Origin of the sequence: Mycobacterium sp. E787 (assembly GCF_001668725.1) — a bacterium.
Taxonomy (GTDB): Bacteria; Actinomycetota; Actinomycetes; order Mycobacteriales; family Mycobacteriaceae; genus Mycobacterium.
This window is the reverse complement of the sequence record NZ_LZKL01000033.1, coordinates 41,149-53,702: the sequence shown is the minus strand read 5'-3', so window position 1 is coordinate 53,702 and position 12,554 is coordinate 41,149. Positions and strand designations below refer to the sequence as shown.

General features: G+C 67.6%; 11 protein-coding genes. 8 read left to right on the top strand and 3 right to left on the bottom strand.

The window, feature by feature from the left end; genetic code table 11:
• Together A5705_RS05905 and A5705_RS05900 are read left to right on the top strand one after the other, a co-directional pair.
• Nucleotides 1-324: a multidrug efflux SMR transporter gene (locus A5705_RS05905; RefSeq protein WP_068276147.1), complete on the top strand. Its 324-nt coding sequence runs from the start codon at nt 1-3 to the stop codon at nt 322-324.
• A 35-nt stretch (nt 325-359) separates the two neighbouring features.
• Nucleotides 360-1,055, top strand: coding sequence for a hypothetical protein (locus tag A5705_RS05900; protein WP_067879819.1), 696 nt, complete (start codon nt 360-362; stop codon nt 1,053-1,055).
• A 40-nt stretch (nt 1,056-1,095) separates the two neighbouring features.
• Here the strand turns inward: A5705_RS05900 and A5705_RS05895 are convergent, their stop codons facing one another.
• Nucleotides 1,096-2,589, bottom strand: a complete 1,494-nt coding sequence (locus A5705_RS05895; protein ID WP_067879816.1) for an MFS transporter — start codon at nt 2,587-2,589, stop codon at nt 1,096-1,098.
• Nucleotides 2,590-2,646: 57 nt separating this feature from the next.
• On the opposite strand from A5705_RS05895, the gene A5705_RS05890 reads away from it, so the two are divergent.
• Together A5705_RS05890 and A5705_RS05885 are read left to right on the top strand one after the other, a co-directional pair.
• Complete coding sequence (locus tag A5705_RS05890) at nt 2,647-3,252, top strand: hypothetical protein (RefSeq protein WP_067879813.1); 606 nt, start codon at nt 2,647-2,649, stop codon at nt 3,250-3,252.
• A gap of 229 nt (nt 3,253-3,481) precedes the next feature.
• A complete protein-coding gene (locus A5705_RS05885; protein WP_067879985.1) occupies nt 3,482-5,917 on the top strand; it encodes a glycogen/starch/alpha-glucan phosphorylase in 2,436 nt (811 codons plus the stop codon).
• A 71-nt stretch (nt 5,918-5,988) separates the two neighbouring features.
• Here the strand turns inward: A5705_RS05885 and A5705_RS05880 are convergent, their stop codons facing one another.
• Nucleotides 5,989-6,792 (bottom strand): SDR family oxidoreductase, encoded by an 804-nt coding sequence (locus tag A5705_RS05880; RefSeq protein WP_067879810.1) that lies wholly within the window; start codon nt 6,790-6,792, stop codon nt 5,989-5,991.
• Nucleotides 6,792-8,288 carry a PE-PPE domain-containing protein gene (locus A5705_RS05875; protein ID WP_067879981.1) on the bottom strand — a complete coding sequence of 499 codons (1,497 nt, stop codon included), beginning with the start codon at nt 8,286-8,288 and terminating at the stop codon, nt 6,792-6,794. The genes A5705_RS05880 and A5705_RS05875 overlap by 1 nt, the downstream gene beginning before the upstream one ends.
• A 122-nt stretch (nt 8,289-8,410) precedes the next feature.
• Between A5705_RS05875 and A5705_RS05870 the strand changes: the two genes are divergently transcribed.
• The 4 genes from A5705_RS05870 (at nt 8,411) to A5705_RS05855 (ending at nt 12,552) form a co-directional block, all read left to right on the top strand.
• Nucleotides 8,411-8,695 carry a hypothetical protein gene (locus tag A5705_RS05870; protein ID WP_067879807.1) on the top strand — a complete coding sequence of 95 codons (285 nt, stop codon included), beginning with the start codon at nt 8,411-8,413 and terminating at the stop codon, nt 8,693-8,695.
• A 13-nt stretch (nt 8,696-8,708) separates the two neighbouring features.
• Nucleotides 8,709-9,134, top strand: coding sequence for a hypothetical protein (locus A5705_RS05865; protein WP_067879804.1), 426 nt, complete (start codon nt 8,709-8,711; stop codon nt 9,132-9,134).
• Between the two features lie 197 nt (nt 9,135-9,331).
• Nucleotides 9,332-9,730, top strand: a complete 399-nt coding sequence (locus A5705_RS05860; protein ID WP_067879801.1) for an MmpS family transport accessory protein — start codon at nt 9,332-9,334, stop codon at nt 9,728-9,730.
• Complete coding sequence (locus A5705_RS05855; protein WP_068276144.1) at nt 9,727-12,552, top strand: RND family transporter; 2,826 nt, start codon at nt 9,727-9,729, stop codon at nt 12,550-12,552. The genes A5705_RS05860 and A5705_RS05855 overlap by 4 nt, the downstream gene beginning before the upstream one ends.
• Nucleotides 12,553-12,554 lie beyond the last annotated feature (2 nt).

Sequence of the window (12,554 nt, the reverse complement as noted above, 5' to 3'; positions counted from 1 at the left end):
TTGACGTACCTGTTCCTGCTGTGCGCGATCTTCGCCGAGGTCGTCGCGACCAGCTTGCTCAAGAGCACCGAGGGATTCACCCGGCTGTGGCCGACGGTCACCTGCCTGGTCGGCTACGCCGTTTCCTTCGCGCTGCTGGCGCTGTCCATCTCGCGGGGCATGCGGACTGACGTCGCCTACGCGCTGTGGTCGGCGATCGGGACGGCCGCCATCGTGCTGATCGCGGTGCTGTTCCTGGGCTCCCCGGTGTCGGTGGCGAAGGTCGTCGGCGTCGCGTTGATCGTCGCCGGTGTGGTCACGCTCAACCTGGCCGGCGCGCATTAGGTAACGCGGGGGCCCCCAGCGCAGACATTCACAGCATGATCGTCACCCGGGCCGCCGGTCTCGCAGCGCTGGGCGGCGCCGCCGCGCTGGTCCTCGCCGTGGGCACCGCGCACGCCACGCCCAACCCGCCCCGCGGGCAGGGCACGGTCTACGGAGACCCCGCGGCGGCCGCCGCGTTCTGGCGCTACCAGGGCTACGACGACGACTGCGTGGAAATGGCCGTCGCCGACGTGATCGGTGAGCTGACCGGCCGGGCGCCCTCCGAACAGGCGATCGTCAAGCTGGCCCAATCCACGCCCAGCACCGTCCATTCCGGGCCGGTCTACACCAAGCCGAAGAAGCGCCGGCCCGGCGCCGGCACCTCGTTCGACGACGAGCCGGCGCTGCTCGCCCACTACGGCATCCACGCGGTGTCCACCGACAAGGCCGGCGCCGCGAAGAAGGGCGTCCCCACGGGCATGACGGCGCTGGAGCAGGATTTGGCCAAGGGCCGCAAGGTCATCGTCGGGGTCAACTCCGAACTCATCTGGCGCGAGCCCGTCGAGGACAAGACCCCGGACGGGCAACCGGAGGCCGACCACGCCGTCGTGGTGACCGGCGTCGACACCGCGGCCGGCATCGTGCACCTCAACGACAGCGGCAGCGAGCAGGGCCGCGACGAGCAGGTGCCGATCGACGTCTTCGCGCAATCGTGGGCCAGCAGCGACGACCAGATGACCGTCACGGATTAGCCGACGGGAGCCACGCTCAACAGGCGCACCAGCGCGTCGGTCACCTCGCGGGGCCGCTCCTCCATGACGTAGTGGTCGGCGCCGCGCAATCGTGGCTGATTCCGGGCAGCATCTGCCGGGCGAAGTGCGCCCCGGTGCGGACGGACAGCACCGCTACGAACGCGCCGAACAGGCAGACCGTGGCGGTGATGATCATCGCCACTGAGAAGCCGGGCCCGAGCGGATGCCCCGGTCCGGCGGTGATGCCGGACGCGACCGGCAGCACCGCGACGGCAAGCAGGCCGGCGAGGCGGGCAAGGGCGTTGTTGACGCCGGAGGCGGTGCCCGCGTAGGCGGCGGGCACGGCGGAGAGAACGGCCGCGGTCAGCGGCGCCACGGTGATCGCCAACCCGACACCGAAGACGACCACGGCGGGCAGCACCGCGCCGAGATAGGTCGCCCCGGGCACGATCCGGGCCATCAACGCCAGCCCCGCCGCGGCGACCATCGGGCCGACCGTCATGGGCAGCCGCGGCCCCGCGCTCTGCCCGAGCGCGCCGGCCCACGGCGAGCCGATCAACATGATGATCGTCATCGGCGACATCGCCAGCCCCGCCGCGAGCGCAGAGTAGTGCAGGCTTTGTTGCAGCTGCAGCGCCAACAGAAACAACGCGCCGCCGACGGCGGTGTAGACGGCCAGGGTCGTGAGGTTGGCGCCGGTGAATTGCCGGGATCCCAACAGCCTCAGCGGCAGAAGTGGCGATCGCGCGCGTCGTTCGATCGCCGGAAAGGCAAGCAGGGCCACCGTTCCCACGATCCCGGCGGCCGCTGTGACGAACGTCCAACCGCGCGAAGGCGCCTCGATGAGCGCATAGATCGCCCCGGACAACCCGATTGTGACAGCGGCGGTCCCCAGGACGTCCGGGCGGCCCCGCGCGGTCGGATCGCGCGATTCGGGGATGTGCCGAGCGGCGATCCACACCACCGCCGCGGCGAGCGGAAGGTTCAAGAAGAACACCCAGCGCCACGACGCCGCGTCGACGAGCCAGCCGCCGACGAACGGACCCAACGCCGTCGTCACGCCGGACATCCCCGCCCAGATCCCGACGGCCCGGCCCCGGTCGTCGTCGATGATGCCGGCGTCGATCAACGCGAGGCTGCCGGGAACCAGCGCCGCCGCGCCGACGCCCTGCACCAGCCGGGCCCCGACCAGCCAGCCGACGGTCGGCGCAAGACCGCAGACGACAGAGGCCGCGGTGAAGACGACCAGCCCGGCGATGAACACCCGTCGGCGGCCGTAACGGTCGCCTGCGGCGCCTCCGGAGAGCAGCAGCGCGGTGAGGGTCAGCAGGTAGCCGTCGAGGACCCACTGTTGACCGGTCAGGCCCCCACCCAGGTCGCGCCCGACGGCCGGCAGCGCCACGTTGACGACGGTGCCGTCCAGCAGCGCGATGCCCGAACCGAGTACGGCCGCCGCAATCAGCCAGCGCGCACCGGACGACGCCAGCGGCAGTCGGCTTTGCTCGGCCGATTTCCCGCTCGTGGGCTGATTCATCGTCGAGAATTCTGCGCCGGCGTTCGTCGGGTTGACATCGGGCCTACGATTTCCCGCATGCCGATTCTCGGAAACCAGACCGTCGTGGCCGCGCGGGTGTCGAGGGCGACCTCTAACGCGTTGCGGATCGAGCTCACCGCGGCCGACGGCACCGAATTGGCCCGCGCCCAGCAGAAGGGCGGCGTCGGCGTTCTGCTCGGATTCAAGAACGGCGGCAAAGCCGACTACACGCTGTCCGGCGCGGCGGGCGACGAACTGAGGCTGGCGGTCGCCGGAACGACCACAGTCACCAACCCGGACAGCACCGTGGGACGGATCGTCCCGGCCGACGGCGCGGCGCGGCTGGAGGACGGCGGCGGCACCGTCCTGGCGGTCGTCCGGCCGCACACCGGGTCCAAGGCCGACGGCGCCTGGCATCACCCGATCCTGTCCCCCGCCGGCGACGAACTGGGCGTCCTGACCCTGATGACGGTGCACACCGGCTGGAGCGACATCGAAACCGAGGCAATCCAATTGCTGACCAACCGCAACGTCGCCACGCTGAAAGCGCCGTCGGCCGGTGCGATGCTCAGACTCCGCGCGCCGGTCAACGCCTGGCTGGGCGACATGCTGGCCGCGGCCTGCGTCGACTTCTCCGTGCTGCCCCGCGGCTACATCGCGTAAGTCCCTGCCCCGGAAGCCGTTTCGTCGCCCGCAGGTGGGCTCGCGTTCACGTGGCGGATGCCCATTGCGCGCCTGGTGTGCAAACACCGCTGCCACACTGACTCACCTGCGCGCCGCCGGCATGCCCAAGGGAGTAGGACTCACGATGACCGATCTCGATCAGACACCCCCCGACGGAAGCTCCCCCAGCCCCACCCGGGCCGACCTCGTCGAGCACTCCCGCACCGGGATGAGCGCGGCCGCGCTGCAACGGGCGATCAACGACCACCTGCGCTACTCGATCGGCCGTCCGGCCGCCGCGCGACGGCCCGAGCACTACTACCGGGCGCTCGCCCTGGCCGTGCGCGACCGCATGCAGGACCGCCGGGTGGCGTCGACGCAGACCTCACTGGACCTCGGCCGCAAGGTGACCTGCTACCTGTCGGCCGAGTTCCTGATGGGCCCGCAGCTGGGCAACAACCTGCTGAACCTGAACATGGAGCGCGCGGCGCGGGAGGCGCTGTCGGCGATGGGCCAGAACCTCGACACGGTCCTGGCCTGCGAGGAGGAACCCGGCCTGGGCAACGGCGGCCTCGGCCGGCTCGCCGCGTGCTACCTGGACTCGCTGGCCACCCTGGAGCGGCCGGCGATCGGTTACGGGATCCGCTACGAGTTCGGCATCTTCGACCAGGAGATCCGCGACGGCTGGCAGGTCGAGCAGACCGACAACTGGCTCGACCACGGAAACCCCTGGGAGATCGCCAAACCGGACGTCACCTACCTGGTCAAGTGGGGCGGCTACGCAGCGCACTACACCGACGACGACGGCCATGACCGCGTCCGGTGGGTGCCGGGCCGGCTGCTGAAGGGCGTCGCCTACGACACGCCCATCCAGGGCTACGGCGTCAACACGTGCAACGTGCTGACGCTGTGGAGTGCGCGGGCCGTGAAGTCGTTCGCGCTGGAGGCCTTCAACACCGGCGACTACTACGGGGCGGTCGAGGACGAGGTGATGTCGGAGACGGTCACGAAGGTGCTGTACCCCAACGACGAGCCCGAGGCGGGCAAGCAGCTGCGCCTGCTGCAGCAGTACTTCTTCGTGTCCTGCTCGCTGCAGCACGTGCTGCACATCATGGACGACCTCGCCGACGCCGGCGTGCGCGAGCTCCCCCAGCGATTCGCCTTGCAGCTCAACGACACTCATCCCTCGATCGGGGTCGCCGAGCTGATGCGGTTGCTGATCGACGAGCGCCACCTGGACTGGGACGAGGCCTGGGAGATCACGGTCGCGACGTTCGGCTACACCAACCACACGCTGCTGCCCGAGGCGCTGGAGACCTGGCCGCTGGAGTTGTTCGCCGAGTCGCTACCCCGCCACCTCGAGCTCATCTATGAGATCAACCGGCGATTCCTCGACGAGGTGCGCGCCCGGTTCCCCGGCGACGAGGACCGGGTCCGCCGGATGTCGCTGATCGGCGAGAACGGCGGCAAGAACGTCCGGATGGCACATCTGGCCACCGTCGGCAGCCACGCCATCAACGGCGTCGCCGCGCTGCACTCGGAGCTGCTGAAAACCAGTGTGCTGAAAGACTTTTACGAGATGTGGCCGGAACGGTTCAGCAACAAGACCAACGGCGTGACGCCGCGCCGCTTCCTTGCGCTGGCCAACCCCGGGCTGCGGGAGCTGCTGGACCGGACCGTCGGCGACGGCTGGCTGACCGACCTGGGCCGCCTGCGCGGACTGGAGCCGTTCGTCGAGGACGCGGCCTTCCGCCGGGAGTGGCGCGACATCAAGCGCACCAACAAGGCGCGGCTGGCCAAGTACATCCGCTCGGTGGCGGGCGTCGAGCTCAACCCGGACTGGATGTTCGACGTCCAGGTCAAGCGCATCCACGAGTACAAGCGCCAGCACCTCAACGTCCTGCACATGGTGGCGCTGTACCACCGGATCAAGCAGAACCCGGGGTTGTCGATTCCTCAGCGGGCGTTCATCTTCGGCGGCAAGGCCGCGCCGGGCTACTTCATGGCCAAGCGGATCATCAAGCTGATCAACGCGGTCGGCGAGACCGTCAACGCCGACCCGGACGTCAATCGCTTCATGAAGGTGGCGTTCGTGCCGAACTTCAACGTGCAGAACGCGCACATGATCTATCCGGCGGCCGACCTGTCCGAGCAGATCTCCACCGCGGGCAAGGAGGCGTCGGGGACCGGCAACATGAAGTTCATGATCAACGGCGCGCTGACCATCGGCACGCTCGACGGGGCCAACGTCGAGATGCGCGAGGAGGTCGGGCCGGAGAACTTCTTCCTGTTCGGGCTGACGGAGCAGGAGGTCGAGGCGGTCAAGGCGGGCGGGTACCGCCCGGCGGACTACATAGACGGCGACGACGAGCTGCGCGCGGTGCTGGATCTCATTGCGGGCGGGACCTTTTCGCACGGCGACACCGAGGTGTTCAAGCCGCTGGTGGACAACCTGCGCTACGACGACCCGTTCCTGGTCTGTGCCGACTATGCGTCCTACGTCAAGTGCCAGGAGCAGGTGAGCTCGGCCTGGCAGGACACGGAGTCGTGGACGAAGATGTCCATCCTGAACACCGCACGCAGCGGCAAGTTCTCGTCGGATCGCGCCATCGCCGAGTACTGCGACGAGATCTGGAACGTGTGGCCGCTGACCGTCAAGATGTGAGGCCGTGGGGCGCCTCGGTCGAGCGATTTTTCGCACCACGTGCACGTTCGGCGCGACGGCAGCATGGCCGGTCAGCGGTAGCCCGGCAGGTCCGGCACGCCGCTGGCGGTCAGCCAACCACCGCCGTCGACGACGAGCGTGGCGCCGGTGACGTACGAGGCCGCGTCGCTGGCGAGGAACAGCACGGCTTCGGCGACCTCCGTGGTCGAACCGCGGCGCCGCAGCGGGTTCTGAATCGTGCGGTGCTGGTCATCGCCGGCGATGCGCCGCACGCCCTCGGTGCCCGACATCGCGCCCGGCGCAACGATATTTACGCGCACCCCGGCGGGCCCCCATTCGATGGCGCAGCTGCGGGTCAGCGCGTCGATGCCGGCCTTGGCCGACACCACGTGCGCCTGCAGGGCCATGCCGCGATATTGGGTCGCCGCGCTGATGTTGATCACGGCGCCGCCGTGCTCGTGCAGCCATAGCTCGTAGGCCGCCTTCGACACGTTGAAGGTCCCCAGCAGGTCGATGTCGACCACCGCTTTGAACCCGTTCGGGCTCAGGTCGCTGATCGGCGCGGGGAAGTTTCCGGCGGCATTGTTGACGACGATGTCGAGGCGACCGAACGTTTGCACCACGTCCGCGACGACCGTCATGACCTCCTCGTAACGGCGGACATCGCACACGCCGTAGATCGCCTCGATCCCGGCACCCTGCAACTCCGTCACCGCGGATTGCAGGTTGGCTTCCTTGCGGCTGCAGATGGCGACGCGGGCGCCGTGGCCGCCCAGCACGCGGGCGGTCTCCAGGCCGAGACCGGTGGCGCCGCCGGTGACCAGGGCGACCCTCCCGTGCAGCAGGTCGGCCCGGAAGGGGCTGGGGCGGGCCATCAGCTGTCCCAGCTCGAGACCAGGCCCAGCGCGCGCATCAGGTGGCCCTCGAACCCGCTCAGCAGCGAGACCCCGGTGACCGGCGATTGCGGCAGCGGGAAGTTCAGGCCGGGATCGAGCGCCGGATTGAACGGATAGCCCGTCGGCATCATCGACTGCGGCAGGAACCCGAGATCGACCAGGGCCGCCTGTGGTCCCTGCACCGCGCCGTGCGCGAGGTCCGGGACGATGGTGAACGGGTCCGGCAGTTCGAACAGGCTGGCCGGGGTGGGGATGTTGGCGTACTCCCCCGATCCGTAGCCCATGTCGACGATCACCCGCAGATCCGGCTGCAGCAGGTCGGCCAGGGCGTTGCCGTAGGGCGCCGGCACGTACAGCCGCAGCGGCGAGACGAGCGGCAGGTTCTGGGTCAACAACTCGTAATAGCGGGTGGAACCGGTGTAACCGGGCGAGGTCGGCAGTTGGATCGCGCCCCCGATCTGTCCTGGTGTCGGGTCGACGTAGTCGTGGGTGCCGTGGTAGAGCGCGAACCCCATGAACGCGTTCAGGTCGCTGACCGGGTTGAGCACGTACCGGGGCAGGTTGGTCACCATGTCGTACTGGTTGGTGAAGATCACGGTGGGGTACGGCGAATCGGGGGGCGTCGCGCCGTTCATCAGGACGTCGAACAGCGGGATGTACAGCCCGGGAAAGCGTTCGAAGAACCCACCATTGGGGTTGCCGGGGTCACCGGTCAAAAAGAACGAAAGCCGGCTCGGGTCGGGCGGATTGGCCATGGCCATCAGGTTGCGGATCTCGTCGGTGGCCACGAGCGAACTCTGCGAGGTGCCGTACACGACCACGTTGTTGCCCGCCGCGAGTTCGGTGTTGATGGCGGTGTCGAGCAGCTGCACGCCCCGGGCCACCGACTGGCCCAGCGTCAGGTTGCCGAGTTGCGGTGTGAGCGGCCAGAACTGCTCCGGCGTGTAGATCGACTGCCCGAGCGCCCCGGTGAGCGGCGACAGCGCCGGGTTGTTCAGGAAGTTGGCCATGATGTTGCCGACGTACTTGGCGTCCGGCAGCGGGAACGTGGTGCCGCCGACGATCAGCGCCACCGACCCGTTGTGCGGCACGATCAGCGGCGGGATGCTGGTCGGAGCGGGGTTTTCGGCCTGCGCGGCGAACGAGATCAGGGGTGATTCCAACTCGCCGACCGCGTCGCGCAGCGCCTGCTGCGCGGCCTGTTCGGTCCCGGCATAGGCGATCCACGCCGCGCTCAGCAGTCGCGCGAATTGCCGCTGGAACGCGGTGACCTGGGTGGCAAGCTCCCGGTAGATCCCCGCCTGGTCGTTGAACAGCGGCGTGATCGCCGCGCTGACCTCGTCGGCCCCGGCGGGCACGATGCCGCTCGCCGGCAACGCCGCGTAGGCGTTGGCCCGGTCGAGCATCGCGCCGATGTTGCCGACGTCCTCCGCGGCCGACGCCAGCGCCTCAGGAACAACCTGGATCAGCGCCATCGGGACCATTCTCGGCAATGACGCGGGGGGCCGCGACCCGTTTGGCGAAGCTCGTGCCGTCGCGCGGCGAACGCGGGGCCTTACACTGGGCCGGCAAGGTGCGCGAGTGAAGGTGAACACCAGTGGGGATCACGAAAATCGCCGCCGGCGGGCTCGTCGGTCTGGCCGCACTGTTCGGCTCGGGGATCGGCTTGGGCATGGCGCGAGCCGACAGCAGCCAGGAGAAGGAAGCGTGCCGGCTGATGGACGATCCGGCGGGCCCCGAATCGGGTTACCTACCAGCCGAATACGCTTTCATGGTGTTGCGCGCCAAGGTGTCGGCCGAGGAAGCGCGCAATCTCATGTCCGAGGGGGCACACGACTACTGTCCCAATCACATCACCGACCTGCCGGCGGGCTGGCGGTAAGGAGGACGGGAATATGAGTACGGCTTTGTTTGGCTTCCTGACCGTGCTTGCGCTCGCGTTGGCGCTGGTGTTCGCCGCCATTGCCGGCGTGTACGTCCGGCGGCTGGGCGATCGAGCGACCACTCCGGTAAGCGAGCAAATCGGGGCCGCCAAGACGGTGCTGGCCAAAGTGCGCAAGGGCCAACCGATATCGCGCGAGGAGTTGGACTATGCGAAGCAGATCACGGCCGTCCGCAGCTCCCCGATGACGTTCTGCATCCCCGCCGCGCTGTTCTCGGTGGGCTGCTTTTATGTGTTCGGCAGCCTTTACCACCTGCACGGCGCGACGCCCTCCGAGCGGACGTTTCTCGGGGTGTTCCCCATGTTGGCCTCCCTCAATTTCACGACCCAGATTCTGCGCAGCGCACGCTTGAAGCGGCGACTGCGGAAGATGGCCTGACGCGGCCGAATCCCCCGGCCGCGGGCATGCCGCAACCCCCCGGTCGCTTTCCGGCCCCGGTACCGATACTCTTTGCACGATGTCCATTGGGTACATGACCGTCTACTATCCGCGTGGGCCGGGAGCCGGGAGCGGGGGGAGAAGGTGACCGAGTGAGCCCTCGTTCAGTCGGCAGGACCGTCCTGGCGCGGGTCTGGATGCCCCTGGTGGCCGTCGTCGCGATCGCCGCCGGCGCGGTCGGCATGTGGAAGGTGCACCAGTTCTCGGCTCCGCCGCCCGTGGTCACCGTCAACGGCCCGGCGGCACCGCCGGAGTTCAACCTCAAGCGCCTCACGTACGAGTTGACCGGCTCGATCGGGGAAGGCGGGATGCTCGTCTGGGTGGACGTCGACGGGCATCCGCATCAGGTCAATCTCACGACTTTGCCGTGGTCGCACACGGAGGCGACCACACTCACCGTGGTGTCGGGCAGCATCTCGGCGCAGGTTCGCGGCGGTCAAGTCGGCTGCCGGCTGCTGGTGAATGGCGTCGTCCGCGACGAGCACTCCGATGACCACCAGGATGCGCACGTCTTCTGTCTGGTCAAATCCGCATGAGCGAGCATTTGGCGGAGCAACGGCCGAGGCGGCCCTTCGTCCCCAGAATGGTTCGGATCTTCGCGATACCGATCATCGCCTTCTGGGCCCTTCTCGCCGTGTCGACGAACACCTTCATGCCACAGGTGGAGCGGGTCGCAGAGGAACTCGCGGGGCCGGTGGTTCCGCACTACGCGCCGTCGCAGCGGGCCCTGCTGTCCATCGGCGCGAAGTTCCACGAGTCCGATTCGACCAGCCTGGCGATGCTCGTGTTCGAAGCCGACCGGCCGTTGGGCGACGCGGACCACCACTACTACGACGACTTGGTCCGCCGGCTCAAGCAGGACCCCAGGCATGTGCAGTACGTGATGGACCTGTGGGGCAAGCCGATCACCGCGGCGGGGGCGCAGAGCCTCGACAGCAAATGCTCGTATGTGCTGCTGCGCCTTGCGGGCGATATCGGCCAGATGCAGGCGAACGAGTCCGTCGCCGCCGTTCGGGACATCGTCGCGAAGGACACGCCGCCGCCCGGGCTCAAGGTCTATGTCAGCGGCGCGGCCCCGCTCGCGTCGGACACGGTCGCCATCGCGAATTCGAGCCTGAACGACATCACGATCGTGACGATCTTCCTCATCATCGGGATGTTGCTGCTGGTGTACCGCTCGATCGTCACCCTCTTTGTGCCGTTGGCGGGGGTGCTGTTCGAGATGCTGGTCGCCAAGGGGATCATCTCGTTCCTCGGGCATTTCGGCTACATCGAGCTCTCGTCGTTCGCGGTGAACATCGTCGTCGCGCTGACCCTGGGAGCGGGGACCGACTACGGCATCTTCCTGATGGGCCGCTATCACGAGGCACGGCAGGCCGGCGAGACCAGGGAGGAGGCGTTCTACACCGCCTATAAGAGTGTCACGCCGGTCATCCTCGGCTCGGGGCTGACGATCGCGGGCGCGTGCTACTGCCTGACCTTCGCGCGACTCAACTACTTCCACACCATGGGGCCGGCCGTCGCCATCTCCATGCTGTTCACCATCGCGGCGGCGCTGACGCTCGGCCCGGCTTTCCTGACCGTGGGCAGCCTGTTCGGGCTCTTCGACCCGAAAAGCAAGGCCAAGGCGACTCTGTATCGGCGGATCGGCACGAGCGTGGTGCGGTGGCCGGTGCCGATCCTGGTGGCCAGCGCCGGTGCCGTCGTGTTCGGGGCGGTCTTCGTGCCGACGTACAAGCAGAACTACGACGACCGCCAATACCAGCCGCACAATGCCCCCGCCAACCTGGGTTTCGCGGCGGCGGACCGGCACTTCCCGAAGAGCAAGCTGTTCTCCGAGATGCTGATGATCGAGACGGATCACGACATGCGCAACTCGGCCGACTTCATCTCGTTGGACCGGGTGGCCAAGGCCCTCATCCGCCTTCCCGGCGTCGCGATGGTGCAGAGCATCACCCGCCCCCTGGGCCGGCCCCTGGAACACGCCACCATCCCCTACTTGTTCACCACGCAGGGCAGCGGCAGCGGTCAGCAGCTCCCGTTCAACAAGCAGCAGAACTCGAATACGAGCCAGCAGGCGCAGATCACCACGCACTCCGTCGAGGTCTTGCGGCAAGAGATCGTCTATTTCCAGAACATGTCGGATGAGTTGCACAAGACGGTTCTCACCGTGGAGGACCTGCAGAGGATCACCGCCGAGATGAACCAGGAAATCTCAAACGTCGACGATTTCTTCCGGCCGATCAAGAGCTATTTCTATTGGGAGAGGCACTGTTTCGACATTCCCATTTGCTGGACCTTCAGGTCGCTGTTCGATGCGCTCGACAACATCGACAAGCTGGCCGACGACATCACCGACGCCAAAACGTCCCTCGAGGCCATAGACAAGATCCTGCCGCAGGTGATCACGCAACTGAAACTCACCGCCGACGACTCGGAGTCGCTGGCCGGCCTGTTGGTCAGCAGCTACGGTCAGTCCGCGCTGCAGTCCACGCAGACCGCCCAGACCTTCGACGACCAGGTCAACGTGGGGCTGGACTTCGACCAGTCGCGCAGCGACGACTTCTTCTACATCCCCCATGAAGGTTTCGAGAACGACGACGTCAAGACGGGCATGCAGCTGCTGATGTCGCCGGACGGCAAGGCCGCCCGCATCATCGTCACGCACGAGGGGGACGCCAACGGGCCGGAAGGCGTGCAGCACGTCGAACAGTTCCCGACCGCGATCACCGTGGCGCTCAAGGAGACCTCGCTGGCGGGCGCGCGTGTCTACATCGGCGGCTCGGGCTCGACCAACAAGGACATCAAGGAATACGCCGCGTCCGACCTGCTCATCGTGGCGATCGCCGCCTTCGTGCTGATCTTCTTGATCATGTTGTTCCTGACCCGGAGCCTGATGGCCGCCTTGGTCATCCCCGGTACCGTGGCTTTCTCGTATGCCGGAGCGTTCGGGCTCTCCATACTCGTCTGGCAGCACCTCATCGGCCTGCCCCTGCACTGGCTGATATTGCCGCTGACGTTCATCATCCTGGTGGCGGTGGGTTCGGACTACAACCTGCTGTTGATCATCCGCGTCAGAGAGGAACTGCACGCGGGGATCCACACCGGCCTCATCCGCGCGCTGGGGAGCACGGGCGGCGTGGTGACGTCGGCCGGTCTGGTGTTCGCGTTCACCATGCTGGCGATGCTCACCAGCGATCTGCGCACGATCGGTCAGGTGGGTTCGACCGTGTGCATCGGCCTGTTGCTCGACACGCTGATCGTGCGTTCGTTCGTGGTGCCGTGCATCATCAGGATCCTCGGCCCCTGGTTCTGGTGGCCGACGCTGGTGCGTTCCCGCCCGCTACCGCAGGGTTAGGG